Source organism: Giesbergeria sinuosa (assembly GCF_042652905.1).
Lineage (GTDB): Bacteria > Pseudomonadota > Gammaproteobacteria > Burkholderiales > Burkholderiaceae_C > Simplicispira > Simplicispira sinuosa.
This window is the reverse complement of the sequence record NZ_JBHSHJ010000006.1, coordinates 63,906-86,559: the sequence shown is the minus strand read 5'-3', so window position 1 is coordinate 86,559 and position 22,654 is coordinate 63,906. Positions and strand designations below refer to the sequence as shown.

Here is a 22,654-nt window from a genome sequence, read left to right as displayed (position 1 = left end):
AAAAGCAACACCCACGCCACACCCGCACTGCATAAAACGCACAATCATGGTGCCAATCTGCACCAAAAAATGGTTTCATGCTCTATTTTGGGGCAAGCTGCGCAACACAGCCCGTACAGGTGAAGCATCGGCACCTATCAGCCGCAAAGGCAAGGCGATGAGTTCATAGTCGCCTTCAGATACAGCATCCAGCACCAAATTTTCCAGCACCCGCAGTTGGCGTCGATACAAAACCTGATGGCCAGGTAGCTGGGTGCTGTCTGCTGGATCGATGCTGGCGCTGTCGGTGCCTACCAGCACCACCCCTGCATCGGCCAAACGCTCCAGTGTTTCAGGGGCAAAAGCCGTCAGGGCGGCGTCCCACTGTGTAGGGGCCTGAGGGTAAGTGCGCACCAACACGCGCGGCGGTAGGGCCGTGAGCGCATGGGCCAGATGGTGCCACTCGATCAACGGCCCACAGTGCATGGCATGGATAACACGGCACGGCCCAATAAAAGGCTCCAGCGCCAGCAGACCCACTGCCACCCCGTTGGCGGCATAGTGCAAAGGTGCATCGGCATGGGTGCCCACATGGGGGGACAAGGTCATGGCACTGAGATTGACCGGGCAATCCGCAGAAAGCGTGGCACACCATTGCTGGGAATAAGGCACATCCCCTGGATACACCGGACTGCCAGGGTGCACTGGGGCCGAAATGTCCCAGAGTTGGCGCACATCTGGCTCCAATGGGAACGCTGCCATGTGCGTCAGGGCGCTGGGCCTGCCAGAGGGGGCAGGCCGTGGCGTTGGCGGGCCTTGTCGCAGGCATAGTCGCCAGCGGCAAACTCGCGGCAGGGCGAAGGCCGCCACTCGTAAATACCGCAAGCCACTTGCTGGCCGATCTTGCCGGTCAGTGCTGCGCAGCGCACCTGCAAATGGTCGGTGCCACGCATGCGGCACAGGCTGGCGTTCACCTCCACGACCAGCCCATCGGGCACCGTACCTCCACGCTCCTGCAATTCGTGTACCGAGAAATCTACGCGAAAACTCGCGCAGCAGGCACCACAGCTTAGGCAGGGATGGCTCATTCGCTCTGGCGTCCCAACAGCAAATACTCCATCAACGCCTTTTGCACATGCATACGGTTTTCTGCCTCATCCCACACCACAGATTGTGGGCCGTCAATCACCTCTGCGGTCACTTCTTCGCCGCGGTGTGCGGGCAAGCAGTGCATAAACAGGGCGTCGGGCTGGGCCAGTGCCATCATCTCGGCATTGACGCACCAATCGGCAAAGGCTGTCTTGCGTGCCTCGTTTTCGGCCTCATAGCCCATACTCGTCCAAACATCGGTGGTGACCAAGTCAGCACCTCGGCAGGCATCGAGCGGGTTGCTAAAAAATTCGTAACTGCCTGCGCTGGCCCCGTTGGCTCCCACCGCCAGTTGCTCATCTACTTCGTAGCCACGCGGCGTGCTCACATGCACTTTGAAGCCCAACAACTGGGCTGCTTGTAACCACGTATTGGCCATATTGTTGCCATCGCCCACCCAGGCCACGGTTTTACCAGCAATGCTGCCCCGGTGCTCAATAAAGGTGAAGATGTCTGCCAAGATCTGGCAGGGGTGAAACTCGTTGGTCAGGCCATTGATCACTGGCACCCGCGAATGTGCGGCAAAGCGTTCAATTTTGGTCTGCTCAAAAGTACGAATCATCACCAGATCGACCATGCGGCTAATGACACGCGCCGAATCCTCAATCGGCTCGGCCCGGCCCAATTGGCTGTCGCCAGTGGTCAAATGCACCACGCTGCCACCCATCTGGTACATGCCCGCCTCAAAACTGACACGGGTGCGGGTGCTGGCCTTTTCAAAAATCATCGCCAGCGTGCGATCCACCAGTGGGCGGTGCTTTTCGTAGGCTTTGAACTTGTGTTTGATCAGGGCGGCACGCTCAAACAGATAGGCGTACTCGTCAGTGTCCAGGTCGTTGAATTGCAGGTAATGTTTCATCGGGTTCTCAAGCAGCCAAGAAGGCTTTGACCAAGGGGGTCAGGAGGGCAACGATCAGATCGGCTTCACCTTCAGTCAGGATCAGTGGAGGCACGAGACGAATCACGCTGTCGGCCGTGACGCTGATGAGCAGCCCCGAATCTGCAGCCACCCCTACCAAGGCACCGCAGGGTTTGGCCAGCTCAATGCCAATCATCAGGCCCATGCCCCGCACATCGTTCACACCCTCTACATGGCCCAGCGCCTGTTGCAGGCTTTCTTGGAGATAGGCGCCTACTTGGGTGGCATTTTTCAGTAAATCATCTTCTTCGATGATGCGCAGGGTTTCGAGCCCGGCACGCATTGCCAGTGGGTTGCCGCCAAAGGTGCTGCCGTGGTTGCCTGGCTGCAATACTTGGGCGGCCTTGGGGCCAGCCACCACTGCACCCACCGGCACACCAGAACCCAGGCCTTTGGCCAGCGTCATCACATCGGGCACAATGCCCGCCCATTGGTGGGCAAACCACTTGCCCGTGCGGCCCACGCCAGTTTGCACTTCGTCAATCATCAGCAACCAGCCGCGCTCATCGCAAAGCTGGCGCACCTGTTGCAGGTACTCTAAGCGCATTGGGTGCAGACCACCCTCGCCTTGAATGGTTTCCAAAAATACCGCTGTGATGTTGGGGTTGCCATCGGTGGCCTGCTTCAAGGCTTCGATGTCGTCTTTGGGTACACGCACAAAACCCTCGACCAGTGGTGCAAAACCCGCCTGGATTTTGGGATTGCCGGTAGCCGACAGGGTGGCAATGGAGCGGCCATGAAAGGCTTTTTCATAAACCACCACCTCGGCACGTTCAATACCCTTGTCGTGTCCGTATTTGCGGGCAATTTTGAGCGCGGCCTCGTTGGCCTCCAGCCCTGAATTACAGAAAAAGGCATTGCTCATGCCCGTCAACTCCACCAGCTTGGCAGCCAGTGCCTCTTGGTGCGGCACGTGGTAGTAGTTGGACGTGTGAATGAGGCGGGTGAGCTGGTCTTGCAAGGCAGACACCAGCTTGGGATGGTTATGCCCCAAAGTATTGACGGCAATGCCCGCCAGGGCGTCCAGATAGAGCTTTTCGTTCACGTCCCAAACGTGGCAGCCCTGACCGTGCGAGAGCGCAATGGGCACACGGCCATAGGTGTTCATGACGTGGGGCGAAGTGGCCTCAATGAAAGCGGTCATGCAGAAATCTCCAGACAGGGCAGATAACGGGCCACAAGCCTTTGCGGCCCCAAAGAACGCTGATTCTAGTGGCGCAAAATGTCTGGCACGGCTGTTGCGTGCAATCTGCCATAACCCGTGGAAACTCTTATCTCTTATATAAGAGTTAGAATCACGCACCACGGCGTTGCCCGCAGCGATCCTGCACCGACCGTTTCACTATCCTTCCTTTACCCAGATGGCTTCTCCTTCCACCCAAGAGGTTTTCATTCAGGGCATCACCCACAGCGGAAGAACTTTTCGCCCCAGCGACTGGGCTGAACGCCTCGCCGGAGTCATGAGCCAGTTTCGTCCCGGCGGTGCCCAACCTGGTAGTCACCTCAGTTACTCACCTTGGTGCGTACCTACGGTGATCCACGGCGTCAAATGCGTCATTGTCAATCGCGCCCTGCGTGACCACGAGCCTATGGCCTGGGACTTTGTCATGAACTTTGCCCGCGACAACGAGTTGCAGGTGGCAGAGGCTTGCCTGTTGCCCGATCCCCCCTCTGGCTCTTCTAAGCGCCCATAAAAAAACCGCCCAAAGGCGGTTTTTTCATTTTGCTAACAGCGCACCCAGTGCAAACGGCAGATGGGCTGTGCCCATCTGTGCGATTTGCCTGATGAGGCTCAGGCGGCCAGTGCCAGGGCCTTGACCTTGGCAGACAGACGGCTCTTGTCGCGAGCGGCCTTGTTCTTGTGGAAGATGCCCTTGTCGGCCACGTTGTCCACCACAGATTGCATCTTGGCAAACAGTTCGGCAGCCTTGGTTTTGTCGCCAGCCAGAACAGCCTTTTCGACGTTCTTGACAGCGGTACGGTACTTAGAACGCAGCGAGGTATTGGCGGCGTTCAGTTTGGTGTCTTGGCGGACGCGCTTGCGACCGGATGCCAGACGGGGGTTCTTTTTCTTGGGTTTAGCGGATGCCATTGTGTGTATTCCTTGTGTTCGAGGATGATGCCAGCAAAGCCCGCGATTGTAACCCAGCCATTCCAATCACCCCGCCAGCGCATACACTGGCGCTGTGTCACTGTTCAAAGCCGCCTCTACCGTTTCTCTGCTAACCCTGGCCTCGCGCATCACGGGGTTGGCACGCGATCTCATCATGGCCTCGATGTTTGGCGCTAGCGCGCTCACCGATGCCTTTAATGTTGCTTTTCGCATCCCCAATTTGTTCAGACGTTTGTTTGCCGAGGGGGCGTTCAGCCAAGCCTTTGTGCCGGTGTTGGCTACGGCCAAAACGCAACATGGCGAAGAGGCTACGCGCCAACTCATTGACCATGTCGCCACCGTGCTGGCGTGGGTGTTGGTGTTGGTTTGCATTCTAGGGGTGGTGGGTGCGCCGATTTTGGTGTGGCTGCTGGCCAGTGGCTTGCGCCAAACCGGCGAGGGTTTTGATGCTGCCGTAGACATGACGCGCTGGATGTTCCCCTACATTGGTTGTATGTCGCTGGTGGCGCTTTCTGCCGGGGTGCTCAACACCTGGAAGCGGTTTGCCGTGCCAGCGGCCACGCCTGTGTTGCTCAATTTATGCATGATTTTGGCCGCCTGGTTGGGGGCACCACTGCTCAAGGCGCAGGGCATAGAGCCCATTTATGCGATGGCCGCTGGCGTGATGCTGGGTGGCGTGTTGCAGCTGGCCGTGCAAGTGCCGGTGTTGTACCGCTTGGGCTTGTTGCCGCGCATTGGCATCACTTGGCGTGCCTTGCGCCAAGCCGGGCAAGATGAGGGCGTGCGCCGCATTTTGCGCTTGATGGCTCCTGCCCTGCTGGGCGTGAGTGTGGCGCAAATCTCCTTGATGATTAACACACAAATTGCCTCGTATCTGGCCCCTGGCAGTGTTACTTGGTTGTTCTATGCCGATCGGCTGATGGAGTTTCCCACCGCCCTGTTGGGTGTGGCCTTGGGCGTAGTGCTTACGCCACAACTGGCTGCTGCCAAAGCGGCAGGTGATACGCAGCACTATTCGGCCATGTTGGATTGGGGCTTGCGTATTGTGGTGTTGTTAGCAGTACCTTGTGCGATTGGTTTGCTGGCTTTTGCCCAGCCGCTGGTGGCTACTTTGTTCCACTATGGTGCTCTCAAAGACAGCGATGTGCAGCAAATTGCCTTGGCCCTGACTGGCTATGGCGCTGGGCTGTTGGGGTTGGTTGCCATCAAAGTATTGGCTCCGGGGTATTACGCTAGCCAAGACATCCGCACCCCTGTCAAGATTGCAGTGGTTGTGCTGTTGATTACCCAATTGCTCAATTTGGCTTTGGTGCCACTGTTGGCCCATACCGGTTTGGCCTTGTCGATTGGTTTGGGCGCTTTGGTGAATGCGTTGTGGTTGTTGATCGGCTTGTTGCGCCGAGGCAGCTATTGCCCCCAACCGGGTTGGGGGCGCTACAGCTTGCAAGTGGGTGCAGCCAGTACCTTGCTGGCCGCTTTTTTACTTTGGGCCAGCAGCCATTTTGATTGGATTGCTCTGCGCAGCCACAGCTTAGAGCGGGCAGGCCTGCTGGCCTTGCTGCTGGTGGGGGCCGTGGTGCTGTATTTTGGCTGCTTGCGGCTGGCGGGTTTGAACCTGCGCCAAACTTTGCGCCGCTGAGCCCAGGCGCTAGCCCTTACACCAGCCCGGCCACGCTGAGTTCTTTTTTCAGGTAGGCGTAAAACAAAGGGGCAGCCACCAAACCAGCGGGGCCAAACACAGCCTCAGCCACAAACATCACGCTCAGCAGTTCCCAAACGCCCATGTGCGTGCGCTGGCCCACCACTTTGGCGTTAATCACATATTCGGCCTTGTGTATCAAAATCAGAAAACCCAGACAGGCCAGAGCCGCCACTGGCGACACCGACAGTCCCACCACTGTGATGATGGCATTGCACAGCAAGTTGCCCACAATCGGCACCAGCCCTGCCACAAAGGTAATGGTGATCAGGACTGGCGTATAGGGCAGTGCCATATCCCACAAAGGCAATACGATCAGTAAAAAAAGTGCGGTGAGCAGGGTGTTGAAGGCGGCAATCCAGAACTGTGCCGCCACAATTTGCCGAAAAGCCTCACCAAACAGTGCGATGCGCAACACCAACTCTTGGGCCAAGGGCCCCCGCACTCCCCCAACGTGGCGCACCGCAGCCAACGCACCAATCAAGATGCCTACATAGGCAAACAGCAAACCACTCAACCAAACCCGACCTGCCAGTGCCAACGCTCCAGCCTTGGCTCCCAAATAGCTGGCAATACTGCGCTGGATTTCTTGTGCCCCATCAGGCAATTGCTGCGCGATGTCAGGGGGGAGCTTCTCGCGCAGTTCAAGCACCGTGCGGGCCATATAGTCCAGCAGTTCGCGGTATTGCTGTGGTGCTTCCACCAGATAGCCTCGCGAGTGCGACAAGCCAAGTCCCAACAAGGCCAGTGGGGACAACATGACCAGTGTAGCCGCCACCACTTGCGCCCAGCGGGGCACACCAATATGCCCCGGCACGGGGCGCGCCAACATGGCAAAACGGGGGGCTAACCAGCGTGTGAGCAAAAAACCCAAGCAGACACACAAAAGCCCCGGCAACAAGCCACGCCACATGATCAACAGCAGCGCCGCGGCCATCAGCAGGTAGCTACTGAGCACTACCCCAGGAGGGCTGCAAGTTTGTGCCGATAGCGGCGGCACAGCACCTGCAGATGGCAGCAAGGCAGGAACAGGGGGCGGCGCAGAGGAACGCGCGGCCGTGGGGGGCGGCCACTCCATAAGGGTTGTGTAACCTTGGCTTAGCGCACGACGACGGCAGCGCCTTCGCCACGCGGCGCAATGGCGCCAATGGTGTAGACCTGCTCACCTGCTGCGCGCAGAGTAGCAGCCGTGGCTTCGGCGTGCTCTGCGGCCACCACCACCACCATGCCAATGCCGTTGTTGAAGGTGCGGTTCATCTCGATATCGTCAATGCCTGCGGTGGCTTGCAACCAAGCAAACAGCTCGGTTTGTGGCCAGCTGCCTTTTTGCAGATGCGCTGCGGTGCCTTCAGGCAGTACACGCGGAATGTTTTCCAGCAAACCACCACCAGTGATATGGGCCAGTGCCTTGATGGGGTGTTGTGCCAGTGCGGCCAGCACGTTTTTCACATACAGGCGCGTTGGCTCCATGATGGCCTGCTTGAATGATTTGCCGTCCAGCGTGGCGGGCGCATTGGCACCAGCGCGTTCGATGCACTTGCGTACCAAGCTAAAGCCATTGGAGTGCACACCGGCAGAGGCCAGTCCTAGCACCACATCGCCGGGTTGCACATTTTGGCCGGTGAGAATTTTGGATTTTTCGACTGCACCCACCGCAAAACCGGCCAAATCGTATTCACCGGGGGGGTACATGCCGGGCATTTCGGCGGTTTCACCACCGATCAGGGCGCAGCCAGACAACTCGCAACCCTTGGCAATGCCTCCGACTACGGCAGCAGCGGTATCCACATCCAGCTTGCCGCAGGCAAAATAATCCAAGAAGAACAAGGGCTCAGCCCCTTGCACCAGCACATCGTTGACGCTCATGGCCACCAAGTCGATGCCAACGGTGTTGTGCATGTTCCACTCAAATGCCAATTTAAGCTTGGTGCCGACACCATCGGTGCCAGAGACCAGCACTGGCTCTTGGTAACGTTTGGGGACTTCAAACAGAGCACCAAAGCCACCGATGCCGGCCAGCACGCCTTCGCGCATGGTCTTTTTTGCCAGTGGCTTGATGCGCTCGACCAGCGCGTCACCAGCATCGATATCGACGCCAGCATCTTTGTACGAAAGGGGAGTAGGATGGGATGCAGAGGAGCTCATGGCGGGCGTGGCACGGACTAGCGTGCTGACAGACTAGAATTTGCGCAGATTCTACGGGCTGCGCGTTCGGCGCTGTCCAAAGTTGCCCCAGGAGTCGTGCGGTCAACGGCACTAGCAACCCCTAACCGCCGCCAACCACAGCTTGCCAGCCCTGCTGGCCTCTACACTGCTCCCGTCACTTTGCCCGCTGACCCATGCCACGATTTGTCACCCCTTCATGTGCCATCCTGCCTATGCAGGGGCTGTAGCCGTGAAACAGCTTGCCCTAGACATCGGTTTGGCGCCCATGCCTACGCTGGAGCGTTTTTTTCCGGGCCCCAATGCGGCGGCACTGGAGCATGTGTTGCAATCGGTGCATACCAGCACCAGTGATGCGCATTCACCTGTGCCTACCTATTTGTGGGGTGAGCCCGGCAGTGGTAAATCTCATTTACTCAAGGCAGTGCGCGAGGCGCTGCGCGAGCAGGGCGCCAGCGTGGGTTGGCGCGATGCCCGCAGCAAATACGCCCCCGCCTTTGATGAGCGTTGGACGGCCGTGATCTTGGATGATGTGCATCTCTACAGCACGTCGCAACAGGCTGTGGCTTTTAACTGGTTCATCAATGCCATGAGCCCTGCCAACGGTGTGCCGCGTTGGGTACTGGCGGCTGGCAACTTGCCTCCTTCAGATTTGCCCCTGCGTGCCGATTTGCGCAGTCGCTTAGGCTGGGGAGATGTATTTCAGTTGCATTTGCTAGACGAAACAGAGCGCCACATGGTGCTGCGCCAAGAGGCTGCAGCGCGGGGCGTGACGTTGGGAGGCGATGTAGTGGACTACATGTTGCGGCGCTTCTCACGCGACCTGGGCAGTCTGATGCAACTGTTAGACAAACTAGACCACCATGCCCTGCGCACCCAACGGGCTATCACCATACCGCTGCTCAAAGACATGCTCGATACCGAGTAATGGGCAGAGTTTCTTTTTTATCTTCATACCTTCCATCTGCTGCAAACCGCATGACCTTTGATTCCCCGGCACACCGCCCCCGACTGGCCCTGTTCGACCTAGACCATACCTTGTTGCCCCTGGATTCCGATTACGAATGGGGTGAGTTCACTACCCGTATCGGTTGGACAGACCCCCAAGAATTCAGCCGCCGCAATGCGGAGTTCTACGCCCACTACCAAGCGGGCACGCTCGACATCCATGACTATGTGCGTTTTGCGATCGAAGCCGTACGCCGCCACGGCCCCCAGGAGGCTGACGCTGCCCATGCCCGCTTTATGCAGGAAGTCATTACCCCGGCCATTCGCCCAGCTGCGCTAGAACTGTTGCGCCAGCACCAGCAAGCGGGTGATCGGGTGCTCATCATCACGGCTACCAACGAGTTTGTCACCCGCCCCATTGCGCAAGCCTTGGGGGTGCAAGAGCTTTTGGCCACCGAGTTAGAGCGTGGCGCCGATGGGTGGTTTACTGGCGAAATCCGAGGCGAGCCCAATATGCGCGAAGGCAAGGTGCGCCGCATGGCGCAGTGGCTGGCCGGGCAGCAGCTCGGTTGGGATGATGTGCACAGCACCTTCTATAGCGATTCCACCAACGACGTGCCGCTGCTGGAACAGGTCAACGAACCCGTGGCCACCAATCCTGATGCCCGCCTGCGCGCTTTGGCGCAAGAACGTGGCTGGCGCACCCTCGACCTTTTTGCGGCCCAACCATGATCAAGCAATTCATCGACAAACTGATCGCCAAGGCCACGCCCGGCCCTCGTCGGGCCAAGCCCCGGTTTGGCAAACGCACAGAAGTACCCGCAGAAGTGCATGGTATTGATCCTTCCTTGGTAGATCACCGGGCGGTCGATGTGGTGCGCACGCTCAAAGATGCAGGTTTTGAAGCCTATATCGTTGGGGGGGCTGTGCGTGACTTGCTGCTGGGGCTTAATCCCAAGGACTTTGACGTGGCTACCAATGCCACACCAGAGCAGGTAAAAGGGCTGTTTCGCCGTGCTTTCATCATTGGCAAGCGTTTTCGCATCGTGCATGTGGTGTATGGCCACGGCAAAGAGAGCGATGTGATTGAGGTGTCCACCTTCCGCGCCTTTTTGGACAACAGTGCCGCAGAACAGGTCAGTGGCAATGAGAAAACCAGCCGTCGTGCGCTCGCGGGCGTGCAACATGCGGTTGATGCCAGTGGCCGTGTGTTGCGCGATAACGTTTGGGGGCCGCAGGATGAAGATGCCACCCGGCGCGACTTCACTCTCAACGCCATGTACTACGACCCTGAAACCCAGATCGTCGTCGACTACCACCACGGCATTGAAGATGCCAAAAAGAAGCTGCTGCGCATGATTGGCGATCCTGCCACACGCTACCGTGAAGACCCAGTGCGCATCATTCGCGCTGTGCGTTTTGCGGCCAAACTCGGCGATCTAGGTTTTGCGCTGGAACTCAAGACAGCAGCACCCTTGGTGCAGTCCCAAGCGTTGTTGGCAGACGTACCACAAAGCCGCATGTTCGATGAAGTGCTCAAGCTGTTACAGACAGGCCATGCCCTTGCCACCATTGACCAGTTGCACAAACTTGGGCTGTCGCAGGGCATTTATCCGCTGTTGGATGTGGTGGTGGAGCGAGCAGATACCGATTTTGTCCACGCTGCTCTGAGCGATACCGACCGGCGTGTGCGTGAAGGCAAGCCCGTGGCGCCCAGTTTCCTGCTAGCCTGTGTGCTGTGGGAAGATGTCCGTGCGGGCTGGAATCGCCGTATGCAATCTGGAGAATTGCCATTGCCTGCACTCTATGAGGCGATTGACGACACGCTCGACCAACGCATTGGCGATATTTCAGGCCGGGGCAAACTGGCTGCCGATATGCGCGAGATCTGGGTGATGCAGCCACGCTTTGAAAAGCGCACAGGCCGGGTGCCCGACAGCATGGTCGCGCAACTGCGCTTTCGGGCGGGGTTTGATTTTCTCTGGCTGCGTGCTGAAGTGGGTGAAGTCGATGAGGCTTTGGCCGAGTGGTGGCAGGAATACAGCACTGCCGATGAGCAGCGGCGCTACGATCTGTTGGAACAGGCCCGTGAGGAACAAAAGGCCCGTCAACGTGCGCAGCAACCTGTGGTACGGCGCGTTGCGCCCAAAGTCACCACCGACCATGGCATAGCGCCTGCCGCCCCAGAGCCCGCCAGCAGCACTGGTGAGCCAGTAGCAGCTGCTGCCAAAAAGCGCCGCCGCCGTCGACGCAAACCCGGCACTGGAGATACGGCAAGCCCCTCCAATACAGATTAAACAGGTCTGTCGTATCTCTTATGAAGCACGATGCAGCCACTTTGGCCTGGGTAGGCCTAGGAGCCAACTTGGGCAACGCCGCCAGTGCGCTATGCCAAGCTGTGGAGCAACTCCACGCCCAGCCTGGCATCAGGGTGCAACGCACCTCATCACTGTACCGTAGCGCCCCTGTCGATGCAGCAGGGCCTGACTACCTCAATGCAGTGGCTGAGTTAAGCACCTCCCTGGCACCCCAAGCCCTGTTAGAAGTGTTGCAGGCCTTAGAGCTTGATGCAGGGCGCCAGCGCCCCTACCGCAACGCTCCTCGCACCCTTGATCTAGACATTCTGTGGTTTGGTGATCTGCAAATCGCCACCAGCACGCTCACCGTGCCGCACCCCCGCTGGCACGAGCGCGCTTTTGTGCTGTTGCCGTTGGCCGAGTTGGTGCCCGAACGCATTACCACGGCACAGCTGCAAGGTGTGCAAGGGCAACGCATCGAGCGCATTGACCATGCCCAGTGGCAGACTCCAACCTACGGCGGAGTCCCCAACGTTTAACGGCGCCGCAGAATGTGGACGAACTCCGGGCCTACCGTTTGCTGATCAATCAATTCATTGCCGGTCTGTTTGGCAAACGCCTTGAAATCACGCAAGGAGCCGGTGTCGGTGGCTACCACCTTCAGGAGCTGGCCACTCTCCATGTCGGCCAGTGCCTTTTTGGCCTTGAGAATGGGGAGCGGGCAATTGAGACCGCGTGCATCAACTTCTTTACTGATGTGCATGGATGATAAATGTGGTTTTAAGCAGGAAAGACGCCGGTGGAGAGGTAGCGATCACCTCGGTCACACACTACAAACACGATAGTGGCATTGTGGTGCCGTGCAGCAATTTGTTGTGCTACCCAGCAAGCACCCGCTGCCGAGATGCCAGCAAAAATGCCTTCCTCGCGCGCCAAACGGCGGCACATTTCTTCGGCATCGTCTTGGCTGACCAAGACCAGCTCATCGACAGCGGATGGTTCGTAAATTGCGGGTAGATAAGCCTGCGGCCATTTGCGGATACCTGGAATGCGTGAGCCATCTTGAGGTTGTGCCCCAATGATCGTGATGCCAGGGTTCTTTTCCTTCAAAAACCGCGACACACCCGTGATGGTGCCAGTGGTGCCCATCGCCGATACAAAGTGGGTGATGCGCCCCGCTGTCTGCTCCCACAGTTCTGGGCCGGTCGTTTCGTAGTGGATGCGCGGATTGTCCGCATTGGCAAATTGATCCAGCACGACGCCTTTGCCCTGCTGCACCATGCTGTTGGCCAGATCTCGCGCATACTCCATACCGCCACTTTTGGGGGTCAGAACCAACTCGGCACCAAAAGCCTTCATGGTCTGGGCACGTTCAATCGACAGGTCTTCAGGCATGATCAACACCATGCGATAACCCTTGATGGCAGCAGCCATTGCGAGAGCTATGCCCGTGTTGCCCGAAGTGGCCTCAATCAGGGTGTCTCCAGGGCGAATGGAGCCGCGTTCTTCAGCACGTCGAATCATCGACAGTGCGGGCCGATCCTTCACCGAACCTGCTGGATTGTTGCCTTCGAGCTTGCCCAACACCACATTGCCACGCGCCTTGTTGGCCTGCGCTTCAATGCGTTGCAGAGCTACCAGTGGGGTCTGACCCACTGCATCTTCAATAGTTGGATATTTCATGCGCATAAATGTGCCATAATTCAGACCTACACAAATTACCCGCCCGGGTGGTGAAATTGGTAGACGCGCTGGACTCAAAATCCTGTTCCGAAAGGAGTGCCGGTTCGATTCCGGCCCCGGGCACCAGTCAAAAACCCCATTGCTTCATAAGCAGTGGGGTTTTTTGTTATCCCCTCCTGGGTTGCAGAGGGGGGGCTGGCCGTCTAATATCCGACTGTTATTGTCGGAAAATGCAATCAGGCCATCTGACCGGGTTGATGACCTCGGTACAACCAAGGAACATCCAATATCCGTTCGCCCAACAGTCGCAGTGACAAATCACGTCCCCAGCGCATGGGCCCGGTGGCATGAAAGATGTTGCCATTGCGTTGTGAGCGTGCCTGCACCCGTGCATTGCGTTGCCAACGATTCAGGGCATACCGGCGCAGCCGCAATGGCACTTCCAAGTCGTGCATAGACAGGGCGTTTTGCAGTTGTGTGGCGTCTTCAATGGCCATACCTGCGCCTTGGGCCAGATAAGGGCGCATGGGGTGGGCTGCATCGCCTAGCAAGGCCACCAAACCCTGTGCCATCTGACTGGCATGGCGCAACGGAGGCCGGTCCGACAAGGGCCAAAGCCGCCAGCCTTGTCCTGATGCGGGCACGGCTCGGACAATGTCTTGTAATGCGCTGCAAGTTCCCGTGAGGGCATGGGCCAGATCAGCGGCATTTGCTGCATGATCCCAATGCGCCATATCCTCAGGGGCTGGGCCATGCACAATCACCACCAAATTTTGCCAATCGCCCCGTCGTACGGGGTATTGCACCACGTGCAGGCGTGGCCCTAGCCAAGCGGTTACTTCTTGTGTGCGCAGGCGTTTAGGCAGCGAGGCTTGTCGTGCCAATGCACGGTAGGCTAGATGGCCTGTGCTGCGCGGTGGGCCGTCGCCCAGCAGCTGTGTGCGAATACGGCCCCAGACACCATCAGCACCAATCAAGGCGTCACCTTCAATTTCTTTGCCATCGGTGGTACGAATAAGCACCACGCCATCGGACTCTGCATAGTGGTCGATGGTAATGCCTTGGTTCAGTTGCACTTCAGCACACGGCTGTACCGCCTGCCACAGTAAATGATGCAGATCAGCACGGTGGATAGTGGCATAAGCAGCACCGTAGCGTTGCACCATTTCTACACCCAATCTGAGCGATGCCAGTGTTTGACCACTCAGGGCACTGCGCACATGCAGTTGTGCTGGAAATGCCGCTACAGCTTGTAGGCTTTGTTGCAGTCCCCAATTTTGTAAACACCGAACCACATTAGGGCCAAGCTGTACGCCTGCCCCCACTTCAGTGAATGCGGCGGCCCGCTCATACAGACGAACATCCCAACCCGCACGGGCTGCCCCCAAAGCGGCGGCCATTCCACCGATACCGCCTCCGGCAATCAAAACCTGTTTTTTCATGTCGGAATTGTGCCTGCACTGGCCCGTGTGTTTGAACGATAACCACCATCTATCAGAACCAAGACGGCAATATCGCTGCCAATACTCGGGGTTAATATTCCTTGGGCCATGTGGGGGTATTGCGTAAAAAGAACAACCGCCACGGTCTCATTCAGACCCACTGTGTGCCTATACACCGGTAAGCAATCGATGCTCAGTAAACTTTTGTCAAGACAAGGTCAAGACAATCAAAGACAAACCAGCCCGCATTCAGATGAGGCTATCTTTGGAGCTTAGAGAAAAATACCCATGTGCTGTTGCACACAGGCAGAATGAAGAATGTCCGCCGTGGCGGACATCTTGGAGGCTGGTTTAAATAGCGAATTGTTCGCGATTTTGACCTTGAATCCACTTTGGTGCCTTGCCACGGCCAGTCCAAGTTTGGCCGGTAGCTGGGTCGCGGTATTTAGGGGCTACCTTGGTGCCTGCACTGGTGCTAGCACCACGCGAACGCGCAGGGGGGAAAACATCTTGTTCGGTCAATTGGAATTCATTGACCAGAGCACGCACCTTCTCCACTGCCTCGGCCAATTCAGCCTGGCGGGCCTGCTTGATTTGTGCCTCAAGAATTTCACGCTGCTTCAGGAGTTCTTTGTAATTGGACATGATGGGTCTATGAAATAAGAAGTAGAAAGTGGTGAATTATATTATTGAAGTTGAATCTTTGTGCCATCCACCCAAATGCAGCAAGATATATAACAACCCCTCTGGTCTGCTATTGCGGGCCTAGTGCTTGCACTGCACCTATCTCTAGCCACATGGTCTTGGTCAGAGATTGCTATAGGCAGATACCGTGCGGAAGTGTATTTTGTGCAAATCTTGTCCCCAGTCGGCTGGTATTTCAGGCGGCCATGACCCGGTTCTTACCTGATCGCTTGGCTAAGTACATACCCTGATCGGCACGGCGCAGTGCTTCTGTGCTGGTTTCATCCAGCTCAATTTCTGCCACTCCGGCACTGAAAGTAATCAGCACTTTCTCTGGGCCTTGCATAAAAAACCGGGTGCTCAGCTCGCGTTGCAAGCGTTGCATGGCTTCTACGCCTTGGGGTAAAGAGGTATCTGGCAACACCAAGACAAACTCCTCACCGCCATAGCGGCCCAGCATATCCTGGGGCCGCATGATTTCGCGCACCACATCTGCCAGATGTACCAGTGCCGCATCACCGATATCATGGCCTAAACGGTCGTTGATTTGCTTAAAGTTGTCTACATCCAGTAGCGCAAGACACAGGGGCGTGCCTTGACGACGCGCCCGTGCCAACTCACGCTCCATTACCTCGTCCAAGCCCTTGCGGTTGAGCGATCCGGTCAGGGGGTCATGGCGGGCTTGGGCGCTGACACGGTCTAGCTCCTGCTGCAGTCTAGCCATCTCGGCTTGCTTTTCTTCAGTGCGCTGGCGCAGGTCAGACAACTCACCGTGGGCTACTCTGCTGTCCAGTGCCATCGCACGGGTGGCAGCCATTACCTCTTTGAGCACAGGCGTGATTTGGTGCAGAGTGGTCGCCTTGCCCAGCAAGTCGGCGCATCGCTCTATCTGTTCTTGGTAGTTGCCACTGGAGCGACTCAGGGCGGCCAGCCGGTCAATGAAAATGGCGAGCAACTCCTTCATTTGCTCTTGCGCCTCAACCATGCGGCCTTTGGCTTCGGTCTGCTTGAAGATCACGTCTTTGAGTCGTAAGCGCACATCATCCAAACGGCGCAGTGACAATGTCTGCGCTGTTGCAGCCATCAGCGCCTCGGCCTGACCACTGAGCCATTGGTCATCGGCACTCAATGCAGCAATGTTTTCAAACACCATGTGCAGCAACTCCAGCAGGGTGCTGCGAATAGCAGCTTGGTCTTCTGTGGCAAAAGAGAGCCGATAGCTGAAGTTGGCCAGCATCAATTGTGCGGTGCTGACCGGAGGTTGGGGTTGGCGCAGAAATTGAACCAACTGCTCCCCCAGCATGTGTACGCGCACATCTTCGCTGTCAAGCGCAGGCAGGGTGTATTCGACCATGCGGGCAATTTGTTCTGCCAATTCGTTGGGTAACACCACGGCCAACGTGGTGGGGCCAGCCGGGGCGGGAGGCTCTGCTACGCTGATTTCTTGTGGATGCAGTCCCAGCTTGGCATAGCCCACCAGCACGTTCTGCAATGCAGACCAGTCGTGCAGCGCCACAGCCGCCTCAAACTGATCCAGTAGCCGCTTTTGTGCGGGCGTCTGGCCCGGAATGATGCGCAAAATGTGGCGCAGTGGCCCTTCGGGAAAAGGTGCTGGCGAGCGATGGCCCGCAATTTCGTCATAAAGCGCCTGATAGTTTTCGGGCGTGGGTGGCAAGCGGCGCACCGCCAGTTGCTTAAGGGTTTCGCGTGCGATATCCGAGGGTGGTCGTTGCGCCATGGAAGGGCACCGGTACAAAGAAAGGAGGGATCAGCAAGAGCGGCGAGTGTGACAGACAGCTGCCCACTTGCAAAGCACTGCTGTTGCAAGCCGTCACCCTACCACACAGAGCCGCCTACAATTGGCTGCACTCTGGTTCAGTTCACTCATGAAGATCCTCATTTCCAACGACGACGGCCACTTGGCCCCCGGCATTGTGGCGCTGCATGCGGCATTGTCTACCGTGGCTGATGTGGAGGTGGTCGCTCCTGAGCACAACAACAGTGCTAAATCCAATGCCCTAACGCTGCATTCGCCTTTGTATGTCCACACAGCAGCCAATGGTTTTCGCTACGTCAATGGTACTCCTGCCGATTGTGTCCACATTGCCCTGACGGGGTTGTTGGGTTATCGGCCCGATCTGGTGGTTTCGGGTATCAACAATGGGGCCAACATGGGCGATGACACCATTTATTCCGGCACGGTCGGTGCAGCCATGGAGGGGTATTTGTTTGGTATTCCGGCCATCGCTTTTTCACAGGTAGACAAGGGCTGGGGCGAGCTGCAAGCGGCAGCCCACCGCGCCCGCGAGATCGTGTTGCAATTGCAAGCACAGCAGCGCATTGGTTCTGATCCTTGGCTGCTCAATGTCAATATTCCCAATCTGCCTTTACAGGCCTTGCGCCCTGTGCAATGGTGCCGTCTTGGCAGACGCCATGCAGCCGAGCGTGTCATCACCCAACAAAGCCCCCGTGGTGACACCATGTATTGGATTGGTGGCGCTGGCCCAGCCAAAGACAATGGTGAGGGTACGGACTTTCATGCCACGGCACAAGGCCATGTGTCTATAACACCATTACGAATCGACCTGACCGACTATCTGCACCTGCAAGACTGGGCGCAGCGCATGGTTTTTGTGGAGTCAGGCAACGAATCGGATGGCCCTGCCACGTCGGCAGACAAGGGGCACTGATGCAGCAACGTCGGCCCGGGTTTCCTGCCCGCATTCCCCAGCTCTCCAGCAACACCCCGGCGGCGCTGCCCACGCCTGCTGCACGCAAGGCGGGTGTTGCCATGCCATTGGCCACCCCTGTGGGGGTGGGCATGGACTCAGCGGCAGTACGCACCCGAATGGTGCAAAGATTGGCGGCTGCTGGCATTACCTCGGCGCAAGTCTTGCAAGCCATGGGCGCTGTGGAGCGCCACCGCTTTGTAGACAGTGCGTTGGTCAACCAAGCTTATGAAGACACCAGCTTGCCTATCGGACTGGGCCAGACCATCTCCAAGCCCAGCATTGTGGCCCGAATGGCAGAATTGTTGCTGGGGGCAGAAATTGCCAAAACGGGGGGGGGCTTAGGCAGGGTGCTGGAAATCGGTACGGGCTGTGGCTACCAAGCCGCCGTACTCAGTCGCTTGGCCCGTGAGGTCTATTCTATGGAGCGTTTGCGTGGGCTGCATGAGCGCGCACGTATCAATTTGCGCCCCTTGCAACTGATGAATGTGCATCTGATGCTGGGCGATGGCATGTTGGGCTATCCCAAAGGGGCACCTTATGCAGGCATCATTGCTGCTGCAGGTGGTGAGACCCTGCCCCCTGGCTGGTGCGAGCAACTGGCTGTGGGTGGCCGTTTAGTTGCCCCAACCGTGGTGTCGGGTGGCAAGCAGGTGCTGTTGGTGATCGACAAGACAGCCCAAGGCCTGAAGCAAAGCGTCTTGGAGTCGGTACATTTTGTCCCTCTAAAATCGGGGATTGCCTAAAGGGATTGATTTATATGTTGGTATCGCGTGGCCTGAAAGTCTGGGGTTCTATGGTGCTGGTCGGGCTGGTGCTCTCTGGCTGTGGCACGCGGCTCAGCAAGGCACCCGTCGAAGACCGCGGAACCTCGGCGGGGATGACTGTCAGTCAACCCGGTGCGGTGGTGGTTGCCGATAAGCCTTTGCCTGGCGCAGAAAACGCAGGCAAACAGGGGTACTACACCGTCAAACCCGGTGACACCCTGATCCGCATTGGTTTGGAAACGGGCCAAAGTTGGAAAGATTTGGCCCGTTGGAACAATTTAGAGAACGCCAACCTGATTGAGGTTGGACAGGTGTTGCGCGTTGTGCCGCCAGTTGCCCCTGAAACAGCGGGCACCAGCGTGGTGAGCCGCCCTGTGGTTACAACGGTGGTGGCCCCTGCTGCTGCCGCCACCACCAAGCCCCCTGCCGCCACACCGTCTGCCAGTAAGCCGGCCCCTGCGGCATCTGGTGGCGACGATGATGTAGGCTTCATCTGGCCTGCCAGTGGCCCTTTGCTGGCCGGTTTTGATGAGGCGCGCAACAAAGGCTACGACATCAGTGGCAAAGCAGGCGATCCTGTGCTGGCCGCTGCCGATGGTCGCGTCGTATATTCAGGGGCCGGTTTGCGCGGTTATGGCAATCTGATCATCCTCAAACACAACAACACCTTCCTGACGGCCTATGCCCACAACCAAACTCTGCTGGTCAAGGAAGACCAGTCGGTGCGCAAAGGCCAAAAAATTGCTGAAATGGGCAACACGGATGCTGACCGTGTCAAACTGCACTTTGAAATCCGGCGCCAAGGCAAGCCTGTAGACCCCTCACGCTATCTGCCATCCCGTTGAGCAGGCCAGAGTTTTCTACATGACACCAATACTGTCCTTGCCTCCAGAGGCAGGGGTGCTGGGCGCATCTGGTGATGGCCCCGACCTTGATCTGGACGCCGAAGTTACCTCTGAAGTTGAGCTGCGTACGTTGTCTATGGGACTGGCACAGCATGGTCAGCGTCTTGACCGTGCCTTGGCCGATACCGTTCCCGAATTTTCCCGCAGCTACCTGCAACAACTGTTGGAGCAGGGGGCCGTGCGGCTCAATGGGCAGATTGCCAGCAAAGCATCCCAGCGTATCAAGGCGGGTGATCTGGTTGTGCTGGAAATGCGTGCCACGTTGCAAAGCCAGGCCTTTCGTCCCGAGCCAATGGCGTTGGACGTTGTGTACGAAGATGCCGATTTGCTGGTGTTGCACAAACCAGCAGGGCTGGTGGTGCATCCCGCGCCCGGCAACTGGACAGGCACTTTGCTCAATGGTTTGCTGGCCCGTGATACCCAAGCCAGCCTGTTGCCACGCGCGGGCATTGTCCACCGGCTGGATAAAGATACCAGCGGGTTGATGGTGGTGGCCCGCAACCGCCGCACCATGGATGCACTGGTGCAAATGATTGCGGCCCGTCAGGTCAGCCGTCAATATTTGGCACTGGCCCACCGGCCTTGGCAGGGCGCCGTGCAGCGCAGCGTCAATGCCCCCATAGGCCGTGATCCACGCAACCGATTGCGCATGGCCGTGGTTGATTTGGCTGCCCATGCAGGCAAAACAGCAAAAACCGATGTGCAATTGTTGGCCCACGGTGATGTGGGCTGTTTGGTGCAATGCACCTTGCACACTGGACGCACCCACCAGATCCGTGTTCACATGGCCCATATTGGGCACCCGTTGGTGGCCGACACTTTGTATGGCGGCAGCGAAGTAGCGGGCATGCAGCGCCAAGCTTTGCATGCTTTCCGTCTGGCCTTTACCCATCCCATCACAGCACAAGCATTGGATTTGCGTGCGCCACTGCCTGCTGACATGCAACAAGCCCTCTTGTTGTGGGGGCTGGGCTACAATCCCCCCTAACACCTGCTGATGTTTCTTCCAAAGAGGCTGGTTGCTGTTTGAGGCCCACTGCGCCTGTTGTCTGTTTTTCTGCCTGTACGGCGCAAGCCTGTTCATTCTCGTCTAATAGCCCGTGTGTGATATGGGGCCACCTTTTTTGAGCCACTGAACCGATGAATACGGTGGACGCCAAACGAATTATCGAAACGGTGCTGCTGTGTACCACACAGCCCATGCCGTTGCGTGAGTTGCGGGCGCTGTTTGATGGTGCCTTAGGGGCTGACACCCTCAAGTCTTTGTTGCTGGAATTGCAGCAGGACTGGCAACTGCGGGGCATGGAACTGGTACAGGTGGCATCAGGCTGGCGTTTTCAGAGCAAACCGCAGATGCGGGAGTTTCTCGACCGCCTACAGCCCGAGAAGCCCAGCCGCTATTCTCGTGCTACCTTAGAAACTTTGGCTATCATTGCTTATCGCCAGCCCGTAACGCGTGGTGATATCGAGGATATCCGCGGTGTGACGGTCAACAGTCTGATCATCAAGCAATTGGAAGATCGTGGCTGGGTAGAAACTATCGGCCACCGTGAATCGGTGGGCCGTCCGGCACTGTTGGCTACCACCCGCCAGTTTCTGGATGATCTGGGGCTACAGTCCTTGAGCCAGTTGCCGGTTCTGGAGGGTTCGCTTGAACCATCCGGTTCCTTGCCAGTTTTGCAAACCTTGGAGTCCCTGCAGGACGATGGTTTGCCCACGACGACGCCTGCATCGCCGCAAGTCCAGAGGCCATAAGGCATAAGGGCGCCATTCTTTTTTGTCCCTATCGGGCAATGCTTTGGCATTGCGCAAAATATCCATGAATCCAGAGCTTCTCTCCGGCGATTCCGCTCAGCCTGCCGAGCCGCCCCACCGCCCCCAAGGCAGTGCCAAACGTCCTGCCGCCAAAAATCGTCCTTCCCGCTCGCGCCCAAGCAACAATGGGGCCGCAAAGGAGTCTGGTGCGCGCACGGCCCTGCCCCAAAAGCGCCCCACAGCAGCGTCTTCTGCAGCGCCCAAGGTAAGTGGATACGATTTTGCTGACGTGGTGTCTGGTCAGTTCGATGCCGACGAAACCAGCGCCGAGGCATTGCCGCCTAAACGGGTGTTGTTGCCACAGGTAGAGACACCCAAATTGCACAAGGTGTTGGCCCAGGCCGGAATGGGTTCGCGTCTAGAGATGGAGCAGTTGATCTTGGAGGGGCGCATCTCTGTCAACAACGAACCTGCCCATATCGGACAACGGGTGCAGTACGGAGATGTGGTCAAGCTCAATGGCAAGCCCATTCGTTTCCGCATTGATCCACCACCACCACGGGTGATTGCCTACCATAAGCCAGTGGGCGAGGTCGTGACCCAAGACGACCCACAAAACCGCCCAACGGTGTTTCGTAAATTGCCACGCCTGATGCAGGGCAAGTGGCAGTCGGTGGGCCGTCTGGATTTAAATACCGAGGGCTTATTGCTGTTCACCAGCTCCGGCGAGTTGGCTAACCAGTTGATGCACCCGCGTTTTGGCTTGGAGCGCGAATATGCCGTACGGGTGTTGGGGGCTTTGAGTAAAGAGGAGCGGCAACGCTTGCTCGATGGCGTGCAGCTGGATGATGGCATGGCCTCCTTTGGCTCCATTGAAGAAGGCGGGGGAGAAGGCTCCAACTGCTGGTACCGCGTCACCATCTCTGAAGGTCGCAACCGTGAAGTGCGCCGCATGTTTGAAGCCGTGGGCCATGCTGTCAGCCGTCTGATCCGTATTCGTTATGGGGCGATGGTGCTGCCACGCGGTCTCAAGCGTGGTGCTTGGTTGGAGCTGGATGAGCGTGATATCAATGCGCTGTTGCAAGCTACGGGCCTGAACACACTGGCCCAGAAGGCCCAACCCGGTTCTGCTCCTATGCGCCGTGGCCCCACACCCACCACACGCGGCACCAATGTACGTACTGGCACAGCGGCACCATTGCCCCGAGGTGCCGTGGAAAAGCGCAGCAACACCCGCCAGACAGGCACAACCGCCCAGCAGCCCGATCCCATGAAAACTTCGGTCGGCTACATCGGCACCGACAGCCTGTCTCGTTACCGCCAAGAGCAGCGCCGCAACAGCCGTGGCACGGGCGGGCGAGGCCGCCGGTAAGCGTGGGCGTCAACACAGCGAGTTAGAATCAAAAGCTTTGTCTCTGTTTC

At 57.8% G+C, this 22,654-nt stretch carries 24 protein-coding genes and 1 tRNA gene; 13 read left to right on the top strand and 12 right to left on the bottom strand.

Annotation, left to right across the window (positions count from 1 at the left end):
- Positions 1 to 75: 75 nt before the first annotated feature.
- The 4 genes from kynB to ACFO6X_RS09270 are packed head-to-tail and all read right to left on the bottom strand — an operon-like array spanning position 76 to position 3,191.
- The gene (kynB, locus tag ACFO6X_RS09285) at positions 76 to 741 is read right to left on the bottom strand and encodes an arylformamidase (protein ID WP_382432301.1); all 666 of its coding nucleotides are present in this window, start codon (positions 739 to 741) and stop codon (positions 76 to 78) included.
- A 5-nt stretch (positions 742 to 746) separates the two neighbouring features.
- Positions 747 to 1,067, bottom strand: coding sequence for a YkgJ family cysteine cluster protein (locus tag ACFO6X_RS09280; protein ID WP_382432299.1), 321 nt, complete (start codon positions 1,065 to 1,067; stop codon positions 747 to 749).
- Positions 1,064 to 1,987: an ornithine carbamoyltransferase gene (gene argF, locus ACFO6X_RS09275; protein WP_382432297.1), complete on the bottom strand. Its 924-nt coding sequence runs from the start codon at positions 1,985 to 1,987 to the stop codon at positions 1,064 to 1,066. The genes ACFO6X_RS09280 and argF overlap by 4 nt, the downstream gene beginning before the upstream one ends.
- 7 nt (positions 1,988 to 1,994) lie before the next feature.
- The gene (locus ACFO6X_RS09270; RefSeq protein WP_382432295.1) at positions 1,995 to 3,191 is read right to left on the bottom strand and encodes an aspartate aminotransferase family protein; all 1,197 of its coding nucleotides are present in this window, start codon (positions 3,189 to 3,191) and stop codon (positions 1,995 to 1,997) included.
- 217 nt (positions 3,192 to 3,408) lie between these two features.
- Between ACFO6X_RS09270 and ACFO6X_RS09265 the strand changes: the two genes are divergently transcribed.
- Positions 3,409 to 3,741: a DUF3579 domain-containing protein gene (locus tag ACFO6X_RS09265; protein ID WP_382432293.1), complete on the top strand. Its 333-nt coding sequence runs from the start codon at positions 3,409 to 3,411 to the stop codon at positions 3,739 to 3,741.
- 98 nt (positions 3,742 to 3,839) lie between these two features.
- Here ACFO6X_RS09265 and rpsT read toward each other — a convergent pair whose 3' ends face one another.
- Positions 3,840 to 4,139 (bottom strand): 30S ribosomal protein S20, encoded by a 300-nt coding sequence (gene rpsT, locus ACFO6X_RS09260; RefSeq protein WP_091454156.1) that lies wholly within the window; start codon positions 4,137 to 4,139, stop codon positions 3,840 to 3,842.
- A gap of 94 nt (positions 4,140 to 4,233) precedes the next feature.
- Between rpsT and murJ the strand changes: the two genes are divergently transcribed.
- Positions 4,234 to 5,799, top strand: a complete 1,566-nt coding sequence (gene murJ, locus ACFO6X_RS09255; protein ID WP_382432291.1) for a murein biosynthesis integral membrane protein MurJ — start codon at positions 4,234 to 4,236, stop codon at positions 5,797 to 5,799.
- Between the two features lie 16 nt (positions 5,800 to 5,815).
- On the opposite strand, the gene ACFO6X_RS09250 is transcribed toward murJ, so the two are convergent.
- Entirely contained in the window at positions 5,816 to 6,937 is a 1,122-nt protein-coding gene (locus ACFO6X_RS09250) for an AI-2E family transporter (RefSeq protein ID WP_382432289.1), read from the bottom strand.
- A gap of 20 nt (positions 6,938 to 6,957) precedes the next feature.
- Positions 6,958 to 8,004, bottom strand: coding sequence for a phosphoribosylformylglycinamidine cyclo-ligase (gene purM, locus ACFO6X_RS09245; RefSeq protein ID WP_382432287.1), 1,047 nt, complete (start codon positions 8,002 to 8,004; stop codon positions 6,958 to 6,960).
- A gap of 250 nt (positions 8,005 to 8,254) precedes the next feature.
- Between purM and hda the strand changes: the two genes are divergently transcribed.
- From hda to folK, 4 genes are read left to right on the top strand one after another with little or no spacing between them, the layout of a single operon-like run.
- Positions 8,255 to 8,950 (top strand): DnaA regulatory inactivator Hda, encoded by a 696-nt coding sequence (gene hda / locus ACFO6X_RS09240; protein ID WP_382432285.1) that lies wholly within the window; start codon positions 8,255 to 8,257, stop codon positions 8,948 to 8,950.
- Between the two features lie 50 nt (positions 8,951 to 9,000).
- Positions 9,001 to 9,702 (top strand): histidinol-phosphatase, encoded by a 702-nt coding sequence (locus tag ACFO6X_RS09235; protein ID WP_382432283.1) that lies wholly within the window; start codon positions 9,001 to 9,003, stop codon positions 9,700 to 9,702.
- Positions 9,699 to 11,267: a polynucleotide adenylyltransferase PcnB gene (gene pcnB, locus ACFO6X_RS09230; protein WP_382432281.1), complete on the top strand. Its 1,569-nt coding sequence runs from the start codon at positions 9,699 to 9,701 to the stop codon at positions 11,265 to 11,267. The genes ACFO6X_RS09235 and pcnB overlap by 4 nt, the downstream gene beginning before the upstream one ends.
- Before the next feature lie 20 nt (positions 11,268 to 11,287).
- Positions 11,288 to 11,806: a 2-amino-4-hydroxy-6-hydroxymethyldihydropteridine diphosphokinase gene (gene folK / locus ACFO6X_RS09225; RefSeq protein WP_382432279.1), complete on the top strand. Its 519-nt coding sequence runs from the start codon at positions 11,288 to 11,290 to the stop codon at positions 11,804 to 11,806.
- Here folK and ACFO6X_RS09220 read toward each other — a convergent pair.
- Positions 11,803 to 12,030 carry a sulfurtransferase TusA family protein gene (locus ACFO6X_RS09220; protein ID WP_382432278.1) on the bottom strand — a complete coding sequence of 76 codons (228 nt, stop codon included), beginning with the start codon at positions 12,028 to 12,030 and terminating at the stop codon, positions 11,803 to 11,805. The genes folK and ACFO6X_RS09220 overlap by 4 nt on opposite strands.
- Before the next feature lie 17 nt (positions 12,031 to 12,047).
- Entirely contained in the window at positions 12,048 to 12,950 is a 903-nt protein-coding gene (gene cysM / locus ACFO6X_RS09215; RefSeq protein WP_382432276.1) for a cysteine synthase CysM, read from the bottom strand.
- A 41-nt stretch (positions 12,951 to 12,991) separates the two neighbouring features.
- Between cysM and ACFO6X_RS09210 the strand changes: the two genes are divergently transcribed.
- Positions 12,992 to 13,076: transfer RNA gene (locus ACFO6X_RS09210), tRNA-Leu, on the top strand.
- Positions 13,077 to 13,186: 110 nt separating this feature from the next.
- Here ACFO6X_RS09210 and ACFO6X_RS09205 read toward each other — a convergent pair.
- The 3 genes from ACFO6X_RS09205 to ACFO6X_RS09195 all read right to left on the bottom strand — a co-directional run bounded on the left by ACFO6X_RS09205 (position 13,187) and on the right by ACFO6X_RS09195 (position 16,814).
- A complete protein-coding gene (locus tag ACFO6X_RS09205) occupies positions 13,187 to 14,392 on the bottom strand; it encodes an FAD-dependent monooxygenase (protein ID WP_382432274.1) in 1,206 nt (401 codons plus the stop codon).
- Between the two features lie 351 nt (positions 14,393 to 14,743).
- On the bottom strand, positions 14,744 to 15,037 hold the full coding sequence (locus ACFO6X_RS09200) for an H-NS histone family protein (protein ID WP_382432272.1): 294 nt from the start codon (positions 15,035 to 15,037) through the stop codon (positions 14,744 to 14,746).
- A 235-nt stretch (positions 15,038 to 15,272) separates the two neighbouring features.
- Positions 15,273 to 16,814 (bottom strand): GGDEF domain-containing protein, encoded by a 1,542-nt coding sequence (locus ACFO6X_RS09195; protein WP_382432270.1) that lies wholly within the window; start codon positions 16,812 to 16,814, stop codon positions 15,273 to 15,275.
- Positions 16,815 to 16,962: 148 nt separating this feature from the next.
- On the opposite strand from ACFO6X_RS09195, the gene surE reads away from it, so the two are divergent.
- The 6 genes from surE (at position 16,963) to ACFO6X_RS09165 (ending at position 22,604) form a co-directional block, all read left to right on the top strand.
- On the top strand, positions 16,963 to 17,766 hold the full coding sequence (gene surE / locus ACFO6X_RS09190; RefSeq protein ID WP_382432269.1) for a 5'/3'-nucleotidase SurE: 804 nt from the start codon (positions 16,963 to 16,965) through the stop codon (positions 17,764 to 17,766).
- Between the two features lie 101 nt (positions 17,767 to 17,867).
- Positions 17,868 to 18,551: a protein-L-isoaspartate(D-aspartate) O-methyltransferase gene (locus ACFO6X_RS09185; RefSeq protein ID WP_382432505.1), complete on the top strand. Its 684-nt coding sequence runs from the start codon at positions 17,868 to 17,870 to the stop codon at positions 18,549 to 18,551.
- Between the two features lie 14 nt (positions 18,552 to 18,565).
- The gene (locus tag ACFO6X_RS09180; protein WP_382432268.1) at positions 18,566 to 19,417 is read left to right on the top strand and encodes a peptidoglycan DD-metalloendopeptidase family protein; all 852 of its coding nucleotides are present in this window, start codon (positions 18,566 to 18,568) and stop codon (positions 19,415 to 19,417) included.
- Positions 19,418 to 19,436: 19 nt separating this feature from the next.
- Positions 19,437 to 20,465 carry an RluA family pseudouridine synthase gene (locus ACFO6X_RS09175; RefSeq protein WP_382432266.1) on the top strand — a complete coding sequence of 343 codons (1,029 nt, stop codon included), beginning with the start codon at positions 19,437 to 19,439 and terminating at the stop codon, positions 20,463 to 20,465.
- A 152-nt stretch (positions 20,466 to 20,617) separates the two neighbouring features.
- A complete protein-coding gene (scpB, locus tag ACFO6X_RS09170) occupies positions 20,618 to 21,232 on the top strand; it encodes an SMC-Scp complex subunit ScpB (RefSeq protein ID WP_382432264.1) in 615 nt (204 codons plus the stop codon).
- 64 nt (positions 21,233 to 21,296) lie between these two features.
- On the top strand, positions 21,297 to 22,604 hold the full coding sequence (locus ACFO6X_RS09165; RefSeq protein ID WP_382432262.1) for a pseudouridine synthase: 1,308 nt from the start codon (positions 21,297 to 21,299) through the stop codon (positions 22,602 to 22,604).
- Positions 22,605 to 22,654: the final 50 nt, after the last annotated feature.

What these genes read in the sequence shown, in the direction of transcription:
- kynB (WP_382432301.1), bottom strand. Translation starts at nt 741, where the DNA reads ATGGCAGCGTTCCCATTGGAGCCAGATGTGCGCCAACTCTGGGACATT.
- ACFO6X_RS09280 (WP_382432299.1), bottom strand. Translation starts at nt 1,067, where the DNA reads ATGAGCCATCCCTGCCTAAGCTGTGGTGCCTGCTGCGCGAGTTTTCGC.
- argF (WP_382432297.1), bottom strand. Translation starts at nt 1,987, where the DNA reads ATGAAACATTACCTGCAATTCAACGACCTGGACACTGACGAGTACGCC.
- ACFO6X_RS09270 (WP_382432295.1), bottom strand. Translation starts at nt 3,191, where the DNA reads ATGACCGCTTTCATTGAGGCCACTTCGCCCCACGTCATGAACACCTAT.
- ACFO6X_RS09265 (WP_382432293.1), top strand. Translation starts at nt 3,409, where the DNA reads ATGGCTTCTCCTTCCACCCAAGAGGTTTTCATTCAGGGCATCACCCAC.
- rpsT (WP_091454156.1), bottom strand. Translation starts at nt 4,139, where the DNA reads ATGGCATCCGCTAAACCCAAGAAAAAGAACCCCCGTCTGGCATCCGGT.
- ACFO6X_RS09250 (WP_382432289.1), bottom strand. Translation starts at nt 6,937, where the DNA reads ATGGAGTGGCCGCCCCCCACGGCCGCGCGTTCCTCTGCGCCGCCCCCT.
- purM (WP_382432287.1), bottom strand. Translation starts at nt 8,004, where the DNA reads ATGAGCTCCTCTGCATCCCATCCTACTCCCCTTTCGTACAAAGATGCT.
- ACFO6X_RS09235 (WP_382432283.1), top strand. Translation starts at nt 9,001, where the DNA reads ATGACCTTTGATTCCCCGGCACACCGCCCCCGACTGGCCCTGTTCGAC.
- pcnB (WP_382432281.1), top strand. Translation starts at nt 9,699, where the DNA reads ATGATCAAGCAATTCATCGACAAACTGATCGCCAAGGCCACGCCCGGC.
- folK (WP_382432279.1), top strand. Translation starts at nt 11,288, where the DNA reads ATGAAGCACGATGCAGCCACTTTGGCCTGGGTAGGCCTAGGAGCCAAC.
- ACFO6X_RS09220 (WP_382432278.1), bottom strand. Translation starts at nt 12,030, where the DNA reads ATGCACATCAGTAAAGAAGTTGATGCACGCGGTCTCAATTGCCCGCTC.
- cysM (WP_382432276.1), bottom strand. Translation starts at nt 12,950, where the DNA reads ATGAAATATCCAACTATTGAAGATGCAGTGGGTCAGACCCCACTGGTA.
- ACFO6X_RS09205 (WP_382432274.1), bottom strand. Translation starts at nt 14,392, where the DNA reads ATGAAAAAACAGGTTTTGATTGCCGGAGGCGGTATCGGTGGAATGGCC.
- ACFO6X_RS09200 (WP_382432272.1), bottom strand. Translation starts at nt 15,037, where the DNA reads ATGTCCAATTACAAAGAACTCCTGAAGCAGCGTGAAATTCTTGAGGCA.
- ACFO6X_RS09195 (WP_382432270.1), bottom strand. Translation starts at nt 16,814, where the DNA reads ATGGCGCAACGACCACCCTCGGATATCGCACGCGAAACCCTTAAGCAA.
- surE (WP_382432269.1), top strand. Translation starts at nt 16,963, where the DNA reads ATGAAGATCCTCATTTCCAACGACGACGGCCACTTGGCCCCCGGCATT.
- ACFO6X_RS09185 (WP_382432505.1), top strand. Translation starts at nt 17,868, where the DNA reads ATGCCATTGGCCACCCCTGTGGGGGTGGGCATGGACTCAGCGGCAGTA.
- ACFO6X_RS09180 (WP_382432268.1), top strand. Translation starts at nt 18,566, where the DNA reads ATGTTGGTATCGCGTGGCCTGAAAGTCTGGGGTTCTATGGTGCTGGTC.
- ACFO6X_RS09175 (WP_382432266.1), top strand. Translation starts at nt 19,437, where the DNA reads ATGACACCAATACTGTCCTTGCCTCCAGAGGCAGGGGTGCTGGGCGCA.
- scpB (WP_382432264.1), top strand. Translation starts at nt 20,618, where the DNA reads ATGAATACGGTGGACGCCAAACGAATTATCGAAACGGTGCTGCTGTGT.
- ACFO6X_RS09165 (WP_382432262.1), top strand. Translation starts at nt 21,297, where the DNA reads ATGAATCCAGAGCTTCTCTCCGGCGATTCCGCTCAGCCTGCCGAGCCG.